This is a genomic window from Amycolatopsis cynarae (assembly GCF_026802195.1).
GTDB lineage: Bacteria > Actinomycetota > Actinomycetes > Mycobacteriales > Pseudonocardiaceae > Amycolatopsis_E > Amycolatopsis_E rhizosphaerae.
In genome coordinates this window covers 186,164-208,426 of the sequence record NZ_CP113836.1, presented here as the reverse complement: position 1 = coordinate 208,426, position 22,263 = coordinate 186,164, and the positions used below count along the sequence as shown (strand labels likewise).

20 protein-coding genes are annotated in these 22,263 nt (G+C 70.6%); 9 read left to right on the top strand and 11 right to left on the bottom strand.

Going from position 1 to position 22,263, the window contains the following annotated elements:
- Positions 1 to 3 precede the first annotated feature (3 nt).
- From ORV05_RS01070 to ORV05_RS01055, 4 genes are all read right to left on the bottom strand, one after another.
- Positions 4 to 1,152: a WXG100 family type VII secretion target gene (locus ORV05_RS01070; protein WP_268756579.1), complete on the bottom strand. Its 1,149-nt coding sequence runs from the start codon at positions 1,150 to 1,152 to the stop codon at positions 4 to 6.
- A gap of 9 nt (positions 1,153 to 1,161) precedes the next feature.
- Positions 1,162 to 1,644 (bottom strand): hypothetical protein, encoded by a 483-nt coding sequence (locus ORV05_RS01065; RefSeq protein WP_268756578.1) that lies wholly within the window; start codon positions 1,642 to 1,644, stop codon positions 1,162 to 1,164.
- Between the two features lie 107 nt (positions 1,645 to 1,751).
- Positions 1,752 to 2,633, bottom strand: coding sequence for an SAM-dependent methyltransferase (locus tag ORV05_RS01060; RefSeq protein WP_268756577.1), 882 nt, complete (start codon positions 2,631 to 2,633; stop codon positions 1,752 to 1,754).
- Positions 2,634 to 2,745: 112 nt separating this feature from the next.
- Positions 2,746 to 3,948: a sigma-54-dependent transcriptional regulator family protein gene (locus ORV05_RS01055; RefSeq protein ID WP_268756576.1), complete on the bottom strand. Its 1,203-nt coding sequence runs from the start codon at positions 3,946 to 3,948 to the stop codon at positions 2,746 to 2,748.
- A 171-nt stretch (positions 3,949 to 4,119) separates the two neighbouring features.
- Between ORV05_RS01055 and ORV05_RS01050 the strand changes: the two genes are divergently transcribed.
- Both ORV05_RS01050 and ORV05_RS01045 read left to right on the top strand, forming a co-directional pair.
- The gene (locus tag ORV05_RS01050) at positions 4,120 to 5,937 is read left to right on the top strand and encodes a flavin-containing monooxygenase (protein ID WP_268756575.1); all 1,818 of its coding nucleotides are present in this window, start codon (positions 4,120 to 4,122) and stop codon (positions 5,935 to 5,937) included.
- 24 nt (positions 5,938 to 5,961) lie between these two features.
- Positions 5,962 to 7,020, top strand: a complete 1,059-nt coding sequence (locus ORV05_RS01045) for a 2,3-butanediol dehydrogenase (protein ID WP_268756574.1) — start codon at positions 5,962 to 5,964, stop codon at positions 7,018 to 7,020.
- Between the two features lie 218 nt (positions 7,021 to 7,238).
- Here the strand turns inward: ORV05_RS01045 and ORV05_RS01040 are convergent, their stop codons facing one another.
- Complete coding sequence (locus tag ORV05_RS01040; RefSeq protein WP_268756573.1) at positions 7,239 to 8,471, bottom strand: PucR family transcriptional regulator; 1,233 nt, start codon at positions 8,469 to 8,471, stop codon at positions 7,239 to 7,241.
- 209 nt (positions 8,472 to 8,680) lie between these two features.
- Here ORV05_RS01040 and ORV05_RS01035 point away from each other — a divergent pair, with 209 nt between their 5' ends.
- From ORV05_RS01035 to ORV05_RS01025, 3 genes are all read left to right on the top strand, one after another.
- A complete protein-coding gene (locus ORV05_RS01035) occupies positions 8,681 to 10,132 on the top strand; it encodes a class I adenylate-forming enzyme family protein (RefSeq protein ID WP_268756571.1) in 1,452 nt (483 codons plus the stop codon).
- Between the two features lie 82 nt (positions 10,133 to 10,214).
- Positions 10,215 to 12,005 carry a DUF3556 domain-containing protein gene (locus ORV05_RS01030; protein ID WP_268756570.1) on the top strand — a complete coding sequence of 597 codons (1,791 nt, stop codon included), beginning with the start codon at positions 10,215 to 10,217 and terminating at the stop codon, positions 12,003 to 12,005.
- A 5-nt stretch (positions 12,006 to 12,010) separates the two neighbouring features.
- A complete protein-coding gene (locus ORV05_RS01025) occupies positions 12,011 to 13,423 on the top strand; it encodes a phytoene desaturase family protein (protein WP_268756569.1) in 1,413 nt (470 codons plus the stop codon).
- 187 nt (positions 13,424 to 13,610) lie between these two features.
- Here the strand turns inward: ORV05_RS01025 and ORV05_RS01020 are convergent, their stop codons facing one another.
- Positions 13,611 to 14,228 carry a TetR/AcrR family transcriptional regulator gene (locus ORV05_RS01020; protein WP_268756568.1) on the bottom strand — a complete coding sequence of 206 codons (618 nt, stop codon included), beginning with the start codon at positions 14,226 to 14,228 and terminating at the stop codon, positions 13,611 to 13,613.
- Between the two features lie 59 nt (positions 14,229 to 14,287).
- On the opposite strand from ORV05_RS01020, the gene ORV05_RS01015 reads away from it, so the two are divergent.
- Together ORV05_RS01015 and ORV05_RS01010 are read left to right on the top strand one after the other, a co-directional pair.
- A complete protein-coding gene (locus ORV05_RS01015; protein ID WP_268756566.1) occupies positions 14,288 to 14,968 on the top strand; it encodes an SGNH/GDSL hydrolase family protein in 681 nt (226 codons plus the stop codon).
- Positions 14,965 to 16,377 (top strand): MFS transporter, encoded by a 1,413-nt coding sequence (locus ORV05_RS01010; RefSeq protein WP_268756565.1) that lies wholly within the window; start codon positions 14,965 to 14,967, stop codon positions 16,375 to 16,377. The genes ORV05_RS01015 and ORV05_RS01010 overlap by 4 nt, the downstream gene beginning before the upstream one ends.
- Here ORV05_RS01010 and ORV05_RS01005 read toward each other — a convergent pair.
- Positions 16,363 to 16,725: a MerR family transcriptional regulator gene (locus ORV05_RS01005; protein WP_268756564.1), complete on the bottom strand. Its 363-nt coding sequence runs from the start codon at positions 16,723 to 16,725 to the stop codon at positions 16,363 to 16,365. The two genes, ORV05_RS01010 and ORV05_RS01005, sit on opposite strands and share 15 nt — an antisense overlap.
- Before the next feature lie 56 nt (positions 16,726 to 16,781).
- Here ORV05_RS01005 and ORV05_RS01000 point away from each other — a divergent pair, with 56 nt between their 5' ends.
- Positions 16,782 to 17,900, top strand: a complete 1,119-nt coding sequence (locus ORV05_RS01000; RefSeq protein ID WP_268756563.1) for an alkene reductase — start codon at positions 16,782 to 16,784, stop codon at positions 17,898 to 17,900.
- A 15-nt stretch (positions 17,901 to 17,915) separates the two neighbouring features.
- Here the strand turns inward: ORV05_RS01000 and ORV05_RS00995 are convergent, their stop codons facing one another.
- The 4 genes from ORV05_RS00995 to ORV05_RS00980 form a co-directional block, all read right to left on the bottom strand.
- Positions 17,916 to 18,605: an RraA family protein gene (locus ORV05_RS00995; protein ID WP_407652663.1), complete on the bottom strand. Its 690-nt coding sequence runs from the start codon at positions 18,603 to 18,605 to the stop codon at positions 17,916 to 17,918.
- Positions 18,606 to 18,736: 131 nt separating this feature from the next.
- A complete protein-coding gene (locus ORV05_RS00990) occupies positions 18,737 to 19,849 on the bottom strand; it encodes a flotillin family protein (RefSeq protein ID WP_268756561.1) in 1,113 nt (370 codons plus the stop codon).
- A 9-nt stretch (positions 19,850 to 19,858) separates the two neighbouring features.
- Positions 19,859 to 20,083 (bottom strand): NfeD family protein, encoded by a 225-nt coding sequence (locus tag ORV05_RS00985; RefSeq protein WP_268756560.1) that lies wholly within the window; start codon positions 20,081 to 20,083, stop codon positions 19,859 to 19,861.
- A 100-nt stretch (positions 20,084 to 20,183) separates the two neighbouring features.
- Positions 20,184 to 21,200 carry a zinc-dependent alcohol dehydrogenase family protein gene (locus ORV05_RS00980; RefSeq protein ID WP_268756559.1) on the bottom strand — a complete coding sequence of 339 codons (1,017 nt, stop codon included), beginning with the start codon at positions 21,198 to 21,200 and terminating at the stop codon, positions 20,184 to 20,186.
- Between the two features lie 135 nt (positions 21,201 to 21,335).
- Between ORV05_RS00980 and ORV05_RS00975 the strand changes: the two genes are divergently transcribed.
- Positions 21,336 to 22,163 (top strand): helix-turn-helix domain-containing protein, encoded by an 828-nt coding sequence (locus tag ORV05_RS00975; protein WP_268756558.1) that lies wholly within the window; start codon positions 21,336 to 21,338, stop codon positions 22,161 to 22,163.
- The last annotated feature ends 100 nt before the right edge of the window (positions 22,164 to 22,263 follow it).

The following is a 22,263-nucleotide window of genomic DNA, read 5'->3' as shown; positions in this document are numbered from 1 at the left end:
CCTTCATTCGCCGAACACCGGCGGATAGGCCGGCGGTACGTCGTCGAGGAAGTCGAGACCGAGCCCTTCGGTGTAGCGGTTGCGGTGTTCGCCCTCGCCCTCGCCCGGCCTGGCGCCCCCGGCGCCCATCGGGGCCATGCCCATCGGGCTGGCACCCCTCGTGCCCGTCAACCCGGCCGCCGCGGCCGCGCCGCCGGCTGTCCCACCGGCCACACCGGTCGTGCCGTAACCGCTGGCGGTCAGGTTCCCGGTGCCGGTTCCGGTGCCGCCGAACGTGCCCGGTCCGGACATGCCCGCGCCGCCCATCGAGCCGGACCCGAACCCCGAAGACATCCCCGACATCCCCGGCATCCCCGCCCCGGGTCCACCGGGGACCGAGGACGCGACCGTGCCGTCCGCGGCCGCCGTGCCGCGGCCTCCGGCGCCGCCTCCCCCGGAGCCCCCCGCGCCGCCCGGCCCCCCGGCCACCACGTCGGGTGCGTCCCGGAACGCGGGCAGCGTGTCGTGCACGCCCTTGCTGGCCGACTCGTACCGCTCCATCACCCGGACGGCCTCGGCCTTGGCCTTGGTCGCCTCCCGTTTCGTGGGCAGGTGATCGTCGAGCAGCTGGTCGGCGAGGAGCGCGGCGTCGGGGCCGCTCGCGTTCACGTCGTAGCCTTCGCGGAACTGGCGCTCCGCCGAGTAGTACACCGGTTCGGGCATCTGATGCCGCGCCTCGACGACCGCGCTCGTGTAGGTGTCGAGCCCTTCGCCGACCTGCCGGATGGACGAACTGGCGTCGGCGGCCCATGCGGTGAGGTTCGACGCGGATTCCGCCGCCCGCACGGCCGACCCGCCGCGCCAGGACAGCAGCAGTTTCTGCACGGTCTTGTGGACCTCGGCGGTGGCCGAGTCCACTTCGAGGGCGAGCTGGGCCCAGCGGTGGGCGGCCCCGCCCATCGCGGCCGGGTCCGCGGTGTTGATCATGTCCCAGAGCTGCCGGTGCTCGTAGGCCGCCCAGTTGATCTTTCCGAAGGCCGCGTCACGCTGGTTCGCCGCGCGGATCTGGCGCAGCCGCCGGAGGCGCCGCCGCTGGCTCGCCGTCGGCGGATGATCCTCCGAGTAGTACCGGTGCTTGCGATGCGTGTTGTACGGCAGATACTCAGAACCCATCCGGCTGCCTCATCTGTCGTTCTCGGCGCGGAGCGCGCCGAGCGCGGCCCTCGCCTCGGCGTCGTTCTGCTCATGACCGGCGGCCGCCTGCCGGATCGCGTCCCGCAGCGCGGAGAGCTCGTCCAGGTAGTCCCGGAGGGTCGCCTGCACCCCGAACTCGGCCGAACCCCGCAGGTGGAAGGCCTGCCGCAGGTGCACCGAGACCGGGCCGCTCCCGTCCTGGAGCGGCGCTTCGAGTTCCCTTGCCCGCTCGAGCAACCCGGCCAGCTCGTCGTACCGCCTGCCGAGTTCCGCCTCCGCGGCGGCGATCTCCCCCGGGTCGAGTTCGATGCGGCCGCCGTCCTCGCCCACCAGTTCGGCCGAGCCCGCGCCGGTGGGCCTCGCGATGTCCCTGGCCCTCTCCACGGGCCCCGAGTGATGCGGCTCCTTGGCATGCAGCTCGCGAAGCAGCCGCCTCGCGTCGGCCTTGTCCTGCAAGCGGTACTCGTCCACCCAGTCCCCCTTCGCACGAGTCCGGACAAACTCGGTGCCGGGAACCAGTATGGCAACAACGCCGGTTATGTGACACCTCTTTCGCCAAGGTCACCAAGATCGATATCTCAGCGGGTCCGGCGAAGTCGCGCGGGCGCTGGCCGCTCGGCGATGCCTCCCCAGACGTAGGGCCGCGCCTCGTCGTCGTCCGCCGCGAGCTCCTGGGTCGCGTCGGGGCGCCAGTCGGGCAGGTGGACCAGTCCAGGCTCGATGAGGCGCCAGTCCCCGAAGAACTCCCCGATCTCGTCACGGGTCCGCACCCAGTACGGGTTACTGGTGCTCTTGTACGCCTCGACGACCTTCAGCGCGCCGGACACCTCTTCGGTGGGGATGTCGTCCATCGTCACGTGGGAGATGGCGAGCCAGCTGCCGGGCACGAGCTTTTCGCGGTAGCGCGCGACCAGATCGACGGGCGCGTCGTCGGGGCCGAGGAAGTGCAGTGCCGCGACCAGCAGCACGCACACCGGCCGAGAGGGGTCGATCAGCCGCTTGGTCTCCGGATCGCTGAGGATGCGCTCGGGTTCGCGCAGATCGCCCTGGACGAAGCTCACCCAGTCGGTGACCTCCTGCTGGTCCAGGGTGATGCGGGCGTGCGCGGCGGCGACCTCCTCGTAGTCGACGTAGACCACCGTCGCCTGCTCCCCCTCGGGCAGCGCCTCCCGCACGACCTCGTGCACGTTGCCCACGGTGGGCACTCCGGACCCCAGGTCGAGGAACTGCCGCAGCCCGGCGTCGACGGCGGCGCGGACGACGCGGTTCATCCAGGCGCGGTTCGACCGGGCGATCGGGCGGACGATCGGGAAGCCCGCCAGCACCTTCTTGCCGAACTCGCGGTCCACGGCGTAGTTGTGCGTGCCGCCGAGGAACCAGTCGTAGATGCGGGCGGCGGACGGCTTGTCGACGTCCACTCCCTCCGGGGCGGGCGGGGCGGCGTCTTCCTGAGGAGCCATGGCACGTGTTCTACCGCACAACGGTCCGCCGCGGCGCCCCTCCCCGCAAGGCTGCTCCAAACGGAGGTGTCACCGGGACCGTTCGGCCTAGCGATCGTCCAAAAAGGATAGATCAGCTCGCGGACTCCGGTCCGGGGTGGACCATCATCCGCACCCCCTCGGCGAGGCGGTACGGCTGGGTGTCCACGAAGGCGCCGAGCAGGCGGCGAAGGCGCGAAACCTCCGCGCGAACGGTGACGAGGTGCTCGGCGTCCCCGAACAGGGCCCGGCTGAGCGCTTCGGCGGAAAGCCCGGCCGGACCGGCGGTGTGCAGGAGCACGAGGATCTCGGCGTGCCGTTTGGTGAGCCTGCGGCGCCACCCGGTGTCACCGGCGCGCATCCCCAGCAGCGGCGTACGGGACAGGTCGAGGTCGAGCAGCACCGTCCGCCCCGGGCTCGAAGGCCGGACCAGCCACCCGCCGGGCAGCCGTTCGGGCAGGCAGGCACCGAGCCCGGGCACCGCCACGGCCTGCCCGGCGACCGGCACGGCGACGCGCTCGCCGACCGCGACCCCGCTGCTGTGCGCGACCCACCCGTTGTCGTCCACCAGCAGCGCCGGGCCGGAGACCGCGGCCAGTAGCGGTTCCCCCGCCTGGCGCAACCGCTCCAGCCGCAACTGGTGGCAGCGCCACAGCTGCGATTCCGCCAGCCGCCGCCCCGACTCGACCAGCGCCCCGATCGCCGGGTGCAGGGTGAGGGCCGGTCCGCTGACGTCGATCACGCCCAGCAGTTCCCCCGTGCGCGGATCGTGCACCGGGGAAGCGGTGCAATACCACGGGTGCTGGTCCTGTTCGAAGTGCTCGCCCGCGAGCAGTTCGACCGGTGCGGCCTCGGCCAGCGCGGTCCCGATCGCGTTGGTGCCCACCTTCGCCTCGGTCCACTCGGCGCCCTCGAGGAAACCGAGGGAGTCGGCGCGGCGCCGGACCGCGGCCGCCCCGTCCCGCCAGAGGATCACGCCGTCGGCGTCGGTCACCACCAGCAGGGTGTGCGAAGCGTCCGACACCGCCCCGAACACCTGTTTCAGCTCCGAAATCACGTCCCGCAGCGGCGATTCCCGCCGCCTTCGCGCGAGTTCGCCCTCGGGCAGGCAGTCGCGCGCGTTGACGCCGTCCGCGGTGAGGCCGAGCCGCTGCACGCGGGACCACGAGCGGGAGACGACGTCACGGGGACGCAACTCGGGACGGCTGCCCGCGATGACCGCGTCGTGCATCCGGACCAGGTCGCGCGCGTAGTCGGGCAGGTAGCGCCCCGGAGGGAGAGCGCCGTGAACACGCACCAGTCCCACCTCCCGCACCCTTGCGTTACGCCAGAGCATAGGTCGCGCCCGCACCGGCCGCCAGGCGCGGACGGGCGTGCAATTCCTTGCAACCCTTTCACTCCCGCCCGCGCGGGGAGTGTCATCAGTGAGCCATCAACACGCCATCAATGCCGACGGCAGGGAGTTTCGATGACACAGACGATGGACCCGGTGACGCTCCCCGGTTCCCCGCAGGCGAGGGTCGACGCCTGGCTTTCCGAGTTCGAAGCCGCGCTCGCGGCCCGCGACATCCCCCGCGCGGCGGGGCTGTTCGCGCTCGACAGCTACTGGCGGGACCTGGTCTCCTTCACCTGGAACATCAAGACCGTCGAGGGGCGCGAAGGGGTCGAACACCTGCTCTCCGCCTGCCTGGACGGCACCGATCCCTCCGGTTTCCGCACCACCGAGCCCCCCACCGAGGCCGACGGCGTCATCGAAGCCTGGATCGAGTTCGAAACGGCCACCGGACGGGCGAAGGGGCACCTCCGCCTCAACGACGAGGGCGCGTGGACGCTGCTCACCAGCCTGCGGGAACTGAAGGGCTTCGAGGAGCCCCAACGCGACCGGCGACCCAAGGGGGTCTACCACGGTGCGATCGAAGGGCGCCGGTCCTGGGCGCAGGAACGCGAGCGCGAGCAGACCGAACTGGGCTACCAGCGGCAGCCCTACGTCGTGGTCATCGGCGGCGGGCAGGGCGGCATCGCGCTGGGTGCCCGGCTGCGCCAGCTTGGCGTGCCCGCGCTGGTGGTGGAGCGCAACGACCGTCCCGGCGACTCCTGGCGCAAGCGGTACAAGAGCCTCTGCCTGCACGACCCCGTCTGGTACGACCACCTGCCCTACCTGCCCTTCCCGGAGAACTGGCCGGTCTTCGCGCCCAAGGACAAGATCGCCGACTGGCTGGAGATGTACACCCGGGTGATGGAGGTGCCGTACTGGACCCGGTCCGAGGTCACCTCCGCCGTGTACGACGACGAGACCAGGCGGTGGACCGTCACCGTCGACCGGGACGGCGAACAGGTCGTGCTCACCCCGCACCAGCTCGTCTTCGCCACCGGCATGTCCGGCAAGCCGAACATCCCGTCATTCCCGGGCATGGAGCTGTTCGAAGGCGACCAGCACCATTCGTCGCAGCACCCGGGCCCCGACGCCTACGCGGGCAAGAAGGCGGTCGTGATCGGCTCGAACAACTCCGCCCACGACATCTGCGCCGCCCTGTGGGAACACGGCGCCGACGTCACCATGGTGCAGCGGTCCTCCACACACGTGGTCAAGTCGGACTCGCTGATGGAGATCGGACTGGGCGATCTGTACTCCGAACGCGCGCTGCGCTCCGGGATCACCACGGACAAGGCGGACATGGTCTTCGCTTCGCTGCCGTACCGGATCATGCACCAGTTCCAGATCCCGGTGTACGACCGGATCCGCGAGCGCGACGCCGACTTCTACGCCCGGCTGGAGAAGGCCGGGTTCCGGCACGACTGGGGCGACGACGGCTCCGGGCTGTTCATGAAGTACCTGCGCCGCGGCTCCGGCTACTACATCGACGTGGGCGCCGCGGAACTCGTCGCCGACGGCAAGATCAAGCTCGCCCAGGGACAGGTCGACCACCTGACCCGCGACAGCGTGGTGTTCACCGACGGCACGGAACTGCGGGCCGATCTGGTCGTCTACGCCACCGGGTACGGCTCGATGAACGGCTGGGTGGCGGACCTGGCCGGGCAGGAGATGGCCGACCGGGTCGGCAAGGTGTGGGGCCTGGGTTCGGGCACCACCAAGGACCCCGGCCCGTGGGAGGGCGAGCAGCGCAACATGTGGAAGCCCACGCAGCAGCCCGGCCTGTGGTTCCACGGCGGCAACCTGCACCAGTCCCGGCACTACTCCCTCTACCTGGCCCTGCAGCTCAAGGCTCGTTACGAGGGGATCCCGACCCCCGTGTACGGCCTGCAGGAAGTCCACCACCAGTCCTGACCACGGCCCGGGAGGAGCCCGACCATGAAGGCAGCGCGTTTCCACGGCCCCGGCGACATCCGGATCGACGACATCCCGGAACCCGCGACCCGCCCCGGCACCGTCAAGGTGGAGGTCGAATGGTGCGGGATCTGCGGCACCGACCTGCACGAATACCTCGAAGGCCCGATCTTCGCGCCCCCGGAGGGCAGCCCGCACCCGCTCACCGGGGAGACGGTGCCCGTCACACTCGGCCACGAGTTCGCCGGCGTGGTCAGCGAACTCGGCGAGGGAGTGGACGATCTGCGGGTCGGCGAACGGGTCGCGGTCGAACCGTACCTGGTGTGCGGGCGTTGCGACCCGTGCCTGCAGGGCCGCTACAACGTGTGCCAGTCACTCGGTTTCGTCGGCCTGTCCGGGGCGGGCGGCGGGTTCTCCCGGTTCGTGGTCGCCGAGCGGCGCTGGATCCACCCGCTCGGGGAACTGGGCACCGACGTCGGCGCGCTGGTCGAACCCCTCGCGGTGGCTTATCACGCGGTGCGGCTGTCCGGGGCGCGCCCCGGGCACACCGCCACCGTGTTCGGGGCGGGCCCGATCGGCCTGGTCACCACCGCGGCACTGCGCGCCGCCGGGGTGGAGGAGGTCATCGTCGTGGAACCGGCCGAGGTGCGCAAGGAAAAAGCACGCGGGGCCGGGGCCGGGCACGTCCTCGATCCGTCCACTGTGGATGTTCCGGAGGCGGTGGCGGAGCTGACGAAGGGACGCGGCGCCGACGTCACCTTCGAATGTGCCGGGATCGACGCGGTGCTGCGGTCGGCGATCCTGTCTACCAGGGCGGGCGGCACCTGCGTCAACGTCGCGATCTGGGGCCACGACGCGACGGTTTCGATGAACGACCTGGTGTTCCGTGAGGTCAACGTGCTGGGCAGCCTCGCCTACTGCGGTGATCACCCCGCCACCATCGCGATGATCGCGGACGGCAGGGTCGACCCGTACCAGTTCATCACCGGCCGCATCGCACTCGACGACATCGTCCACAAGGGATTCGACGAGCTGATCAACAACAAGGAGGAGAACGTCAAGATCCTCGTCCGCCCCGTCTAGGGACTGCTGTGAGGGGTCCCCTCACGGTCGTAACGGCTGTGAGGGGACCCCTTACCGGAAAGAACGCCAACGCCGACCTTCCGCCAACCCCGCCCGGGCAGAGTGCCCCGCATTCAACCCACAAGTGCTCACCCACCAGCAGCCACCACATCCGAGCCTGCCAAACCAGCCCGAACACACCCCATTAGGGACCCTTCACGGCTCGCCCCTGGTCCCGGTCAGGGCTCGGCGGGCACGCTCAGGCCGAGTTGGGCGCAGACCAGCAGGGCCACCTCGATCTGCAGCCGGTTCTCGGTGAGCGGATGGCCGAGGATCTCCTCGGCCTTGCGCACCCGGTAGTGCACCGTGTTCTTGTGGACGTGCATGCGTGCCGCCGCGTCCGTGAAACTGCCGCGGGCGTCGAGGAAGACCTGCACGGTTTCCCGCAGGCGCGTCATCGCCTCGTCGTCCCGCATGAGGTCGCCGAGCACCCGCCGGGCCCACGCCCCGACCTCGGCCGCGCGATCGGCCAGCAGGCTCGACAGTGCGACCTCGGAGTGCAGGACGAGCACGTCGCGGGAGCCGCGACCGGTCACCGCGACCCGCTGGGCGCGCTGCGCGTCCCGGAAGGTCTGCCGGAACCCGCCGAGCCCCGACGAGGGGTCGCCGACCGCGATCCGCAGGGCGGTGCGCTCACCGAGTCCGCGGCGGAGGCACGCGGAGTCGAGGGCGGGCCTGCCCGCGGAGGAGATCCACGCCCAGCTCGTCCGCTCGTCCACGGAGATCATCACCGGGATCTTGCCGGTGGCTTCGGCCAGCATCGCCGACGCCGCGGCGAACTGCGCGGCATCCGGTACTGCGGCTTCGCTCCACACGACGGCCGCCAGGTGCCAGCCCCGCAGCGAAGTCCCCAGCATCTGCTCGGCCGAGGCCAGGTCCAGCCCCTCGGTGTCGAGCACCGCCCGGACCTGCGCCCCGCGCGCGGCATCGGAACGCGCGTTCCATCGCTGCCGCTCGTTCTCGTAGATGTCGATCAGGCCCTCGATGATCTGGTCGATGTAGCTGTTGGTGAGCAACGCGATCCGGCTGGACGCGGCGAGCGCTTCGCCCGTGCTCAGGTCGAGTTCGCTCAGTTCGGCGAGCGCCCGCTGCAGGAACCTGTGCTCCCCCAGGCGGTAGGCCCGCAGGAGCGCTTCGAGCGACAGGCCGTGCTGGGCGAAGCGGCGTGCGTACTCGGCCGCCGCCGGCGGGACGGTGATGTCGTCGAGGGAGATGTTGAGCGCGAGCACGTCGGCGATGGCCCCCAGGTTCGACGAGGTGCTCGCCACCATCAGCCGCCGCACCGCGTCGTCGTGCCGGAACTCCGGGATGACGTCGACGAACATCGAGGTCATCTCCGTGGTGAGCCGGTCGAGGTCGGCCTGGATGCGCCGGGCGGCCTCCCGCACGATTCCGTCGACGCTGACGTCCATGGCCGGACAGTACCCGAGCGCCAGACCGGTCGCGCTTCACCCGGAAGCGGGACCCTGACCGCACCCCGGCCAACCCTGCGTCATGCTTTGTGACGGCGGCACAAAACCGCTGTTCCGGCCTGGGATGCAGGCCCATGGTTTCCCCCACCCGCCCTGCCTATCGTTTTTCTCGTTACTTTCGTCACGACGAGACTCAACGGTGAGGAAAAGTGCCGCATATCGCCGAATTACCGGACGCCAGGGCAAGGAAAAACCCGGCGGGCCGCTGTCTCGCGGATGATCGCGAAGAACTCGACAACGCCGCATTTCTGCGGCGCGTCCGCATCGCGGCGGCCGTTCTCGGTGCGCATGGAATCGGCCCCGGTGACGTGGTCGCCGTCGTCCTGCCGAACCGGCTGGACCTTCTCGTCACGATGTTCGCCGCCTGGCGCCTCGGCGTGGCCGTCACCCCGGTGAACCCGCAGTTGACCGATGTCGAGGCCCGGCACCAGATCGAGGACTCGGGGGCGCGGGTGGTGATCACCGAGGAACCCGGCCGCCCGATCGGCACTCTCGACGTCACCGCGCTCTCGGCCGGTGAAGACACCGGACACACCGAACCGGTCGCCCTGCGCGAGGACGCGCTGGCCCTGCTCATCTACACGAGCGGCACCACGGGCCGCCCGAAGGGCGTGATGCTCGACCACGCCAACGTCGCCGCCATGTGCGGCATGATCATCGACGGGCTGGCCCTGGACGAGAACGAGCACAGCCTGCTGATCCTGCCGCTGTTCCACGTCAACGGGATCGTGGTCAGCGTGCTGTCGCCGCTGCTCGCGGGCGGGCGGGCCACGATCGCGGGCCGGTTCAGCCCGGCCACCTTCTTCGACATCGTCGAGCGCGCCCGGCCGACCTACTTCTCGGCGGTACCGGCGATCTACGCGATGCTGGTGTCGCTTCCGTCCGAGGTGCGGCCGGACACCTCGTCGCTGCGCCGCGTGATCTGCGGGGCCGCACCGATGCCCGCCGAGCTCATCGCCCGGTTCGAAAACCGGTTCGCGGTCCCGATCGTCGAGGGTTACGGCCTTTCCGAAGGCACGTGCGCGTCCACCCTCAACCCGCCCTCGGGGCCGCGCAAGCCCGGCACGGTGGGGCTGCCGCTGCCCGGCCAGACCGTCGCCGTGATGGACCCCGACGGCAACCTGATCGACGACGGTTCGGCCGGTGAGGTGGTGGTGCGGGGCCCCAACGTGATGCGCGGCTACCTCGGCCTCCCGGACGAGACGGCGCGCACGATCGTCGACGGCTGGCTGCACACCGGTGACGTCGGGCGTTTCGACGAAGACGGCTATCTCGTCCTGGTCGACCGGATCAAGGACATGATCATCCGCGGCGGGGAGAACATCTACCCCAAGGAGATCGAGAACGTCCTGCACGCGCATCCGGCCGTGCTGGAGGCCGCGGTGGTCGGTGCGCCCGATCTCGTGCTCGGCGAGGTTCCGGTCGCCCATGTCGCGCTCCTGCCCGGCGCGGCCGTCACCACCGGGGAACTGATCGACCACTGCCGAGCCTCGCTGGCCCGGATCAAGGTGCCGGTCGATGTGCTCGTCACCGCGGCGCTGCCGAAGAACCCGGTGGGGAAGATCGACAAACCCCGCCTGCGCGCCGCCGTGCGCTCGTAACCGCATCCGCCCTTTTCCGCCCGGAAGGAATTCCGGGCGCACCCCGGCACGCCCGGAAAACGCCGCACGAAAGGTGAGAACAATGGGGTTCAAAACGGGTAATTTCCCGCCGGTCGACCCGGCGACCTTCCTCCAGAAACCACTCCGGGAACGGCTGAAGGCACTCTCACTGCACTGGGTGGAGTACGGCTTCGGATCACCGAAGATGATCCCCGCGATCTACGTGGTCAAGGTGCTGCTCCTGCACGTGCTGGCCGGGACCGCACTGGCCACCTCGACCTCGGGGACCGCCCCGTTCTGGGAGGTGGCCGGCTGGTGGAACCAGCCGATCGTCTACCAGAAGCTGGTGCTGTGGACGGTGTTCCTGGAGGCGGCCGGCCTTGCCGGATCGTGGGGGCCGATCGCGGGCAAGTTCAAGCCGATGACCGGCGGGATCCTGTTCTGGGCCCGCCCCGGCACCATCCGGCTGCGGCCGTGGACCTGGGTGCCGTTCACCAGGGGTGACCGCCGCACCGGCTTCGACGTGCTGCTCTACCTGGCGTTCCTGGGAAGCCTGCTCGCCGCGATCGTGCTGCCCGGGGTGAGGAGCGCTTCGCTGACCGAGGCGTTGCCCGGCAACACCTCCGGCCTGGTCCGCCCAGCGCTGCTGATCGCGCCGATCGCGCTGTACGTGCTCAACGGGCTGCGCGACAAGATCGTCTTCCTGGCCGCCCGCGGCGAGCAGTACCTGCCCGCGCTGGTGTTCTTCGCCGCGCTGCCCTTCGTCGACATGATCATCGCGGCGAAGCTGCTGCTGTGCGTGGTGTGGATCGGCGCCGGGGTGTCGAAGTTCGGCCTGCACTTCACCAACGTCGTCCCGCCGATGGTCTCCAACAGCCCGTGCATCCCGGCGAAGTGGATCAAGCGGCTGCACTACCGCGACTTCCCGCGCGACATCCGCCCGTCGAAGGTCGCCACCTTCATGGCCCACGTCGGCGGCACCACCGTGGAGATCGTCACGCCGCTGGTGCTGCTGTTCTCCACCAACCACTGGCTCACACTGGCCGGCGTGGTGCTCATGGTGGTGTTCCACCTGTTCATCTTCTCGACCTTCCCGCTGGCCGTGCCGCTGGAATGGAACGTCCTGTTCGGTTACCTGTCGGTCTTCCTGTTCCTCGGCTTCCCGGCCTGGCAGGGCTACGGCGTCGGCGACATGTCCTCGCCGTGGCTGACCGCCGGGATCGTCGCGGCGCTGGTGTTCTTCCCGGTCCTCGGCAACCTGCGCCCGGACCTGGTGTCGTTCCTGCCCTCGATGCGGCAGTACGCGGGCAACTGGGCCTCCGCGCTGTGGGTGTTCGCGCCGGGGGCGGAGGAAAAGCTCAACACGCTGAAGCACCGGCCGACGAAGAACCAGGTCGACCAGCTCCAGGCGATGGGCTACCCGCCGGAGATCGCGGAGATCACCATGCAGCAGACCATCGCGTGGCGCTCGATGCACAGCCAGGGCCGCGGCCTGTTCTCCGTGCTGCTGAAGAACATCCCCGACCTGGACCGCCGGACCGTGCGGGAGGCCGAGTTCGGCTGCAACTCGCTGATCGGCTTCAACTTCGGCGACGGGCACCTGCACGACGTCGGCCTGATCAACGCGGTGCAGTCGCGGATCCGCTTCGCGCCGGGAGAATGGATCGTGGTGTGGGTCGAGTCGCAGCCCATCCACCGCAAGGTCCAGCGCTACCAGGTGATCGACGCCGCGCTCGGTGTCGTCGAGCGCGGCACCTGGAACGTGGCCGACGCGGTGAACGAGCAGCCGTGGCTGCCGAACGGCCCGATCCCGTTGACCGTGACCTGGGCCAGGGACCAGGCCGCGCCGAAGCACGAACGGATGGTGGGTTAGGCGCGATGAGCAAGGCGATCGTGGTGGGCGGCGGTCCGAACGGCCTCGCGGGGGCCGTCGCCCTGGCCAGGGCGGGCGTGGCGGTCACCGTGCTGGAGGCCGCCGCCGAGGTCGGCGGCGGCACCCGGTCGGGCGAGGCGATCCTGCCCGGGCTGCTGCACGATCACTGCTCGGCCATCCATCCCATGGCGGTCGGCTCGGCGTTCCTGGCCGGTCTGGACCTGGCCCGCTACGGACTGCGCTGGCGGCTCCCGGAGATCGACTGCGTGCATCCGCTCGACGGCGGCACGGCCGGGGTGCTGCACCGTTCGGTCGCCGAGACCGCCGCCGGTCTCGGCGCCGACGGCGGGTGGTGGCGGCGGCTGTTCGAGGGCCCGTCGGCGGCCTACGACGACTTCAGCGAGGACATCCTCCGCCCGCTCCTGCGCGTCCCGCGGCACCCGGTCCGGCTGGCCCGGTTCGGGATTCCCGCGCTGGCCCCGGCCTCGCTGCTGGCGAAGCTCTTCTCGACGGAGGAGGCACGAGCCCTGTTCGGCGGGGTCGCGGCACACGCGTTCCACCCGTTGAACCGTCCGCTGAGCGCCAGCATCGGGCTCGGCATCCTTACCGCGGGGCACCGGCACGGCTGGGCGGTCGCCGAAGGCGGCTCCCGACGCATCACCGAGGCCATGGCGGCACTGCTGCTCGACCTCGGTGGCAAGATCGAGACCGGAGTGGCGGTACGGTCCTTTTCGGACCTTCCGCCCGCGGACGTGACCCTGTGGGACACCAGCCCCACGGCCGTCGCCGATATCCTCGGCGACCGGCTTCCCGCGCGGATCGCCAAGGCGTACCGGAACTTCCGGTACGGGCCGGGTGCGTTCAAAGTGGACTTCGCCGTCGAGGGCGGGGTGCCGTGGACGGCGGAGGCCGCCCGGCGGGCCGGGACGGTGCACCTGGGCGGCACGTTCGCCGAAATCGCCGCGGCCGAAAGGGAGATCCACGAAGGCCGGATGCCCCAGCGGCCCTTCGTGCTGGTCGGGCAGCAGTACCTGGCCGATCCCGGACGTTCGGTGGGGGATGTCCATCCGGTGTGGACCTACGCCCACGTGCCCAACGGCTACCCGGGGGACGCGACCGGGGCGATCATCGCGCAGATCGAGCGGTTCGCCCCCGGCTTCCGGGACCGGATCGTCGGCACCGCCACCCGGACCACCCCGGGATTCGCCGAGTACAACCCGAACTACGTCGGCGGCAACATCATGACCGGCGCCAAGGACATCCCGCAGTTGCTGTTCGGCCCGCGGACCACCCTGCGGCCCTACGACGTCGGCATCCCCGGGCACTACCTGTGCTCCGCCGCCACCCCGCCCGGCCCCGGCGCACACGGCATGTGCGGCGCGAACGCCGCCGCCCGGGCGCTGCGCCACCTCCGCTGAGCCCCGGGCTCTGTCCGGAGAGGCACTGGGGTGAGCCGTGAAGGGCTTGTGTCCCACCTTTCGGTGGCCTGAGTTCCACGTTCGGTCTGGATGAGCAGGGCAGCCGGACTGGCGCCGGAGTTTGGCGTTCTTTCCTGTGAGGGGACCCCTCACGGCAGTCCTTCGCCCGGACGGGGGGTGGGGCGGGTCAGGATGGGGCTGGGGTGAGGAATCCGTCGAGGATGCGGCGGGCCCGGGCGGTGGCTTCCTTCTCGCCCACACGCAGCGCGGTGTTGGTGGCCCAGAGGACGGCGTCGAGCTGGAAGGCCACGAGGTCCGGATCGAGCTCGCCCGCTTCCCCCGCCTTCACCGCTTCCCGCAGCTCACCGGCCAGCAGGCCGCGCCATTCCCGCTGGTGCCGGACGAGCGCCTCCCGGACCGGCCCGGGCCTGGAGTCGAACTCGGGCAGGTTGGCCGCCCAGAAACAGCCACCCGGGAACAGTGGCGTCTCCACATAGGACAGCCAGCCTTCGACGAGGGCGCGTAGCCTGGCGGCGCCGCGCGGGGACGCCAGCGCGGGCTCCACCACCGCGCCCGCGAACGCCTCTCGCGCCGCTTCGGCCGCCGCGACCTGCAGGTTTTCCTTGGTCACGAACAGTGCCTGCACCCCGCTCTTGCTGAGGCCCAGATCCGCGGCCAGCCGCCCGAGGCTCAGCCCGCTGAGCCCCTCCAGCGAAGCGACGTCGACGGCGTGGCGCGCCACCGACTGCCGCGTGCGGGCTCCCCGCAGGAGCCGTTGGTCGGTGATCTCCGCGTGCTCGGTCACGAGTCCCATCCTCCCACAGGCCTTGCACAAACAATACGACCGATCGTATGGTTACTTCGGTGACCGACACAACGACCGCTCTCACCGAAGAGACCGACCCCCTGTGCCTGCCGCCCACCGCCGCGGCACGGCTGCTCACGGGCGCGCCGTGGCGCCGCTTCGGGGTGATCGGCGACAGCCTCGCCGCGGGCACCGGCGATCCGAGCCCGGGCTACGCGACCCTGCCGTGGGGCACCCGGGTCGCCGACGCGCTGCGGCGGGTCAACCCCGGCCTGGCCTACCGGAACACCGGCACGATCGGCGCCACCATCGAACAGACGCTCGCGGAACAGGCCGAGGGAATGCTCTCGTTCGGCCCAGACCTGCTCCACCTCTCCTGCGGCGCGAACGACTTGTGGCGGCGCGAGCCCGATTTCGCCGCGATCGAGGATTCCCTGCGGCGGCTGTACCGCCTGGCCGCCGGATCCGGCGCCCTGCTGATCACTTTCACCCTCGGCAAGGCCTTCGACATCGCGACGTTCCCGGACTTCCCGGCCCGGGTGCGGCGGCTCAACGACATCATCCGCACCGTCGCGGCCGAGCAGCGCGCACTGGTCGTGGACATGTGGGACCACGAGGTCAACACCCGGCCAAGCCTGCTGAGCGCCGACCGCATCCACTTCTCCGCCTCGGGACAGGCCGTCATGGCCGCCGAGGTCCTCAAAGCACTGTCCACTGTGCTCTCGAAGGAGCTGTCATGACGACCGTGGAACAACGGACTTCGAGGCAGCCTGCGGTGCCGATCGTCATGGCCGCCCTGTTCATGGCGATCCTCGACTCGTTCATCGTCGTGGTGGCCGGACCGGTGATCCAGGCCGATCTCGGCGCCACGAGCGGCGAACTGCAGTGGGTACTGACCGGCTATCAGCTCACCTACGCGGTGTTCCTCATCACCGGCGGGCGCCTCGGCGACCTGTACGGGCGGAAGCGGATCTTCCTTGGCGGCATGGCACTGTTCACCGCCGCCTCCATCGCGTGCGCGCTGGCGGGAACCGGGGCCACCCTCGTCGCGGCGCGGGTCGCCGAGGGACTGGGGTCGGCACTGATGGTTCCCCAGGTGTTCGCCACGATCACCGTCCTGGTGTCCGAAAAGGACCGGCACCGGACGTACGGCGTGCTGGGCGTGGTGATCGGTCTCGCCACCATCGGCGGACAGCTGATCGGCGGCCTGCTGGTCTCCGCCGATCTGTTCGGTTCGGGCTGGCGCCCGGTGTTCTGGATCAACGTGCCGATCGGGCTGGTCACGATCGTCCTCGCCGGGCGGTACCTCACGGAATCCCGCGCGGCACGGGCGCGCAAGCTGGACCTTCCCGGCGTCGTGGTGCTCAGCGCGGCGCTGCTGGCGTTCGCCGTTCCGCTCATCCAGGGCCGCGAGGCGGGCTGGCCGTGGTGGACCTGGCCGAGTTTCCTGGCCGCGTTCGGCTGTTTCGCGGTGTTCGTCGCACTCGAACGCCGGGTCGCCGACCCGCTGATCCGGCTGTCGCTGTTCGCCGCACGCCCGTTCTCGGTCGGGATCGTGCTCGTGCTCGCCGTCTACGCGCTGCTGACCTCGTACTACCTCGTGCTCTCGGTGGCGATGCAGGACGGCCTCGGTCTGTCGGCGCTGAGCTCGGGCCTGGTGTACACCCCGGCCGCGGTGACCTTCTTCGTCTTCAGCCTCATCGCGGGCAGACTCGTCCCGGTCCACGGACGCCGGGTGCTGGAGGTCGGCGCCATCGTGATGACCCTGGGCTACGCGTCCACCGTGCTCGTACTCGGCTTCGGGCCGCACCTGACGCCGGGGCTGGTCATTCCCACGCTCATGCTGCAGAGCATGGGCGGCGGACTGCTCATCACACCCCTGCTGAACACGGTTCTGGCCCGGATCGCCCCCGAGGACGCCGGGATGGCCTCCGGCCTGCTGTCCACGGCGCAGCAGGTCGGCGGCGCGCTGGGCGTCGCCGGGATCGGAATCGTGTTCTTCGGTGCCTTCCACCCCACCGGGCAGGACCGGGTCGCGGCGGCCGGGCACGGACTGGCCATGGCCTCGGTTTTCACCCTCGTCGGCGCGGCCGCGGCGACGGTGCTGGTGTTCCTCCTCCCCAAGGAACGCCCGTCAGCGCCTGCCTGAGGCGGCCTCGATCACATCGCCCAGGACCTCGCGGGAGCGCACCAGATCGGAGATCATCGCGTCGATGCGCTCCTGTTCCCGGGCGAGATCGTCGACGAGCTTCCGGTCGGCGATCTCGGACGGGCCGCCGTCCGCGTCACGAATGCACGGGAGCAACTGGGCGATCTTCTTGCTGTGCAGCCCCGCGGCGAAGAGCTCCTGGATGCGGATGACCCGGTCCACCGCGGCCTCGGGATAGTCACGGTGACCACCGGGAGTGCGCTCCGAGGCGAGCAGGCCCTGCTGCTCGTAGTACCGCAACGACCGCTCGCTCACGCCCGTGCGCCGGGCCAGTTCACCGATCCGCATTCCCCACCTCGCCGCGACTTGAATCTGACACCAATGTCAACTCTTACCGTTTCGTCATGACCGACACAACCACCGTTCCCCAGCTCTTCGAACCCGTAAGCCTCGGCGCCCTGGACCTGCCGAACCGCTTGGTCATGGCGCCGATGACCCGTAACCGCGCCGACGCCGACGGCGTCCCCGGACCGCTCATGGCGACCTACTACGCCCAGCGCGCCTCGGCCGGACTGATCATCGCGGAGGCCGCCACGCCGAACGCCGTGGGACTGACCTACCCGAACATCCCGGCGATCCACGACGAAGCGCACGTCACCGGCTGGCGGCGGGTCACCGACGCGGTGCGGGCGGCCGGTGGCCGGATGTTCCTCCAGATCCAGCACGGCGGGCGGGTCGGCCATCCCGCCAACAGCGGCCTGCCCCCCGTCGCGCCCTCACCGGTCCCCCTCCCCGGCACGATCTTCACGCCAGAGGGCCACCAGCCCACCGTGGTGCCCCGCGAGATGACCGTCGAAGACATCCAGTCCACCATCGCCGACTTCGCCGCCGCGGCCCGCAACGCGATCGCCGCCGGGTTCGCCGGGGTGGAGGTGCACGCCGCGAACGGCTACCTCCTGCACCAGTTCCTCACCGAGGACACCAACCGCCGCACCGACGGCTACGGCGGTTCGGTCGCCGGCCGGATCCGGTTCGTGGTCGAGGTCGTGCACGCGGTCGCCGCGGCGATCGGGCCGGAGCGCGTGGGACTGCGCATCTCCCCTGGGGGCACCGCCAACGGCATTGCCGAGACCGACACCGACACGCTCTACCCCGCCCTCATCGGCGCGCTCGCCGGGAGCGGCCTGGCATATCTGCACATCGTCCACGCGGACCCGGACCGGCCCCTGTTCCAGCGTCTCCGCCGCGCCTGGCCGGGCGCGCTCATCGCGAACCCGGATTCGCCCTTCCCCGGTCCGATCGCCGACGACGGCGGCCGCGCCAAGGCCGGACGGCTGCTGGCCGCGGGGGCGGACCTCATCTCCCTCGGCCGCGCCTTCCTGGCCAATCCCGACCTGGTGGCGCGGCTACGCACGGGCGCCCCGCTCAACGCCGTGCGCGACCGGTACCTGATGTACGTGGGCGGGGAAGCCGGATACACCGATTACCCGACCCTGGAAGCCAAAAGGGGCAGCGCCGCGTGAACTCCCGGTGCGCCGTCACTCTTCGATGGCTCCGCCGATCCGGCGCAGGTGCCGCCGGAAACTGTAGGCCGGATCGGCGGCCCGCCGGGCGAGATAGTCGTCGAACCTCGTCTGCACGCGCATCGTTTCCCCGGCACGGATCTTCACGGCCTGGTCCTTTTCGGTCCGGCTGATCCGGCGTGCGGTGGCGAGCACCTCGCCGGCCCGGTCCGCCGCGAGGAACAGCACGCCGTCCTCGTCGCCGAAGACCAGGTCCGCGCCGGTGACCACGACGCCGCCGAACCGGGCACTGGTCAGTACCTCCGGCTCCGGTTCGTCCAGCCGCACCGGCCCCGAGGGGTAGGTGCCGTAGCTGAACACCGGGAGCCCGATCTGCTTCAGTTCCGCCGTGTCGCGGTGCAGGCCCCACACGACCAGACCGGCCAGACCCGCGGCCTGCGCCTCCAGCACCACGAGATCCCCGACGCAGGCTTCGTCCGTCCGCCCGCCGTTGTCCACGACCAGCACGTCCCCCGCCTCGGCGCCGCCGAACGCCTCCAGGAACACGTCCACACTGCCGTAATGCCGCGACGGCAGGGCGCGCCCCGCGATCCGCGCGCCCGGCGGGACCGCGCCGATACCGGCCGGGGCGAGGCGCAGCGGAACGCCGAGCCGGACGCACGCGTCGGTCAGCAGCGCGGTGGACAGATCTTCGAATTCAGTCATCATGGCCGATCCCGCAGTGATCACGAGGCCATCCTGGTGGCCGCCGGTCCCGCGGAACAAGTGCTACGGATTGCCGTGAAGGATCCCTTCACGGTCGACACGACTGTGAAGGGACCCTTCACGGCAGCCTTTCACTGGTGTTCGCCGCTCTGGATCTCCGGCTTGCCGCCGCCGAGCCCCTTCTTCACCGAATCGAGGATCGCCATGCCCTGGCCGACCAGCCCGGCGGCCAGCTCGCCCATACCGTCGGCACCGTTGAGGATGTTCACGTTCGCCCCCGCCAGTCCCTGTGCCGCCTCGCGCACGATCTGCGGCAGCTGGTCGATGAGCATGCGGTCCAGCGCGACCCGGTTGAACGACGCCGCGGCCTCGGCCTGGATGCGCATCTTCTCCGCGTCGGCCTGCGCCAGGATGCGGACCCGCTCGGCCTCCGCGTCCGCCGGCTTGATGACCTCGGCGACGAGCTGCTGCTGACGCAGTTCGGCTTCGCGCTGCGCGAGTTCGGTCTGCATCGCGATGACCTCGCGCTGCGCTTCGGCCTGCGCGAGCGGGCCGGCCTGCCCGGCCTCGGCCTGCGCCCGGTCCACCTCGGCCTTGTACTGGGCCTGCACGATCGCGGTCTGGCGCGCGTATTCCGCCTGGCGGCGCTGGGATTCCTGCTCCGCCTCGACCGCCGCCTGATTGGCCTGCGCCTGCGCGACCTTCGCCTTCCGCTGGATTTCGGCGTTGTGCGGAGCGGCCATCGCGGCGATGTAGCCGATCTTCATGTCGTCGATGGACCGGATCTGCAGCGAGTCCACGGTGAGGCCGATCTTGGCCATCTCGGCCTTGGACCCGTCGAGCACCTCGGTGGCCAGCTTCTGCCGCTCGGTGATGATGTCCTCGACCGTCATCGAGCCCACGATCGAGCGCAGGTGACCGGCGAAGATGCGCCCCGTCAGCACCGTCATCTGGTCCTGGTCGGACAGGAACCGCTGCGCGGCGTTGATGATGCTCTCCTCGTCGTTGCCGACCTTGAACGCGATGACCGCGCGGACGTTCAGCGCGATCCCCTGGCGGCTCACGCAGACCTCTTCCACCTCCGCTTCGGCCATCGCCAGCGTCATGTAACGGACCTTGCGGAAGAAGGGCATCACGAAGGCTCCGTGCCCGGTCACCACCCGGAACGGGCTGCCGTCATGACCGCCCTTGCCGCCGGAGATCAGCATCGCCTCGTCGGGCGCCGGAACGTGATAGCCGAACATCGTTGTCTCCTAATCGAGAAGAGGTGATGACCATGGGACGACGTCGACGGTGCGGGCTCCGCGGGATTCGACGACGAGCACGGCGGTTCCGGCCGGAAGCGGTTCCTCCGACCACGCCAGGTAGATCTCGGAGGCTCCCCGGATCCTGACCTTGACCTCGCCCGGGCCGTCCGCGCCCCGCGTCGGGTGCACGAGTTCACCGACCCGCCCCACGGCCGAGGCATCCCTGGCCACGGCATTCCTCCCGGCTCGACTTCGACCGGTGATCAACCTACTCCTCGGCCACGCTCATGGCAGTGGTGTTTTCGATAACGGCGCGCGACTCCTCGCCGCTTCAGCTCGCGTGGCTGATGATCACCTTCCCGAAGCCGCCTCCCGCCTCGCAGTACTCGAAGGCGTCGCGGACCTGTGTGAACGGGAACACCCGGTCCAGCACCGGGCGCAGGCGGTGCGCCGCCACCGCCCGGTTCAGCTCCCGGAAGTGCGCCCGGCTTCCGGTGGCCACGGGACGGACGACCGCACCCGAGCCGAACAGCAGCCCCGGCTCCACCGGCCGCGCGCCTTCCGCGCCGGAAAGCCAGTAGCCCACGAGCGCCACCTCGCCGCGCACCGCGACCGAGCGCAGCGACTGCTCCAGCGGTCCGGTCGCATCGACGACGCAGTCGGCGCCCTCGTCCCCGGTCAGGTCGCGCACCAGCGGCCACCAGACGGGGTCGGCGCGGTAGTCGATCACCTCGTCCGCCCCGAGGTCACGCAACCGCCGGGCCTTCTCCGCACCGGAGGTCGTGACGATCACCCTTGCTCCGGCCAGCTTCGCGAACTGCAGCGCGAACAGCGATACCCCGCCCGAGCCGAGGGTCAGCACGGTCGCGCCGGGCCGGAGGGCACCGCTGCCGCTCAGTGCGTTCCACGCGGTCACCGCCGCCAGCGGGAACGCGGCGGCCTCCTCGAACGAGAGGTGTTCCGGGATGGGCACCACGCCGTCCTCGTCGAGCACGGCGTACTCGGTGAGCACACCGTCGAGCATGGTGCCGAGTTGTGCCGCGTCGTCCCGCCGGAAGGGCCCGTCGAGCCAGCGCGGGAAGACGGTGGCCGCCACCCGGTCCCCCGGCCGGACCCGGGTCACGTCCGCACCGACGGCCACCACCTCGCCCGCGCCCTCGCAGCCGGGCACCACACCCGGCCGGATCGGCAGCGGGTAGTCGCCGGCCAGCACCATCAGGTCGCGGTAGCCGATCGCGTTCGCCCGGATGCGGACCACGACCTGCCGCCGTCCCGGTTCGGGCTCTTCCCGCTCCCGGACGGTCAGGCCCGCGAGGCCGCGGCAGGGAACGAGGTGGTAACTCTTCATCGCCAGTACTCCTTGGGATCACGGGGTTTGGCGCCGCAGGATCGGCGCCGGACGCCGATCCTGCGGCCGAAAGGCAGGCGCGGCAATTCCTTCGAGGGAATCGCGGAGAAGCCCCGGAACGGGTAGAACCACCTGGTGAGCAGCACAACCGAGCAGGCCGGTATCGGCGTGGAACTGAAGCGCTGGCGCCGGATCCGGCGGCTGAGCCAGCTGGACCTCGCCGCACTGGCGGACACCACCCAGCGGCACGTGAGCTTCATCGAAAGCGGGCGATCCCAGCCGGGACGGGCGATCGTGATCCGCCTGTCCGAGGCACTGGGCCTGTCGCTGCGCGAGCGCAACGACCTGCTCACCGCGGCCGGTTACCTCCCCGCGTTCACCGAGTCCTCTTTGGACGAAGGGGTGCTGCGCCCGGTCCGCACCGCCCTCGACGAGATCCTGCGCGGGCACCTGCCGTATCCCGCGCTCGTCCTCGCACCGTACGGGCGGGTCGTGGCGGCCAACGAAGCCGTCGGGGTGTTCACCGAGGGCGCGGCACCCGAGCTGCTCACCCCGCCGGTCAACCTGCTGCGGCTGATGCTCCACCCGGACGGGATGGCCCGCCGCGTCGGCAACCTCGGCGAATGGGGACGGCACGTCGTGGAAAACCTGCGTGCCCGGGCGCGGCGGAGCCCCGACCCGGGGCTGGACGGGTTCGTCGCCGAACTCGCCGGCTACCTTCCCCGCAACCCGGTCGGCCCCGGCCACCTCGGTTTCTCCGTGCCCCTGCGGCTCGCCTCGGCCGACGGTGAACTGCGCCTGATCACCCTGCTGACTTCGTTCGCCACCGCCACCGACGTCACGCTCGCCGAACTCCACCTGGAGGCCTTCCTGCCCGCGGACGAGGAAACCGCCGAACGGCTCCGGCTCAGGGCCGGGCGCCGCCGATCCGGTCAGGGGGTCGTGCCCTCAAGGCGACCTTGAGGGCACCCGACACCGGCCGAGCGTGGCGGCCCCGTATCGATCGTGGGGGTTTCGAACCGTGCGCAGCGGGAAGGGTTTGAGCTGGTACCGAGTTCCTCGA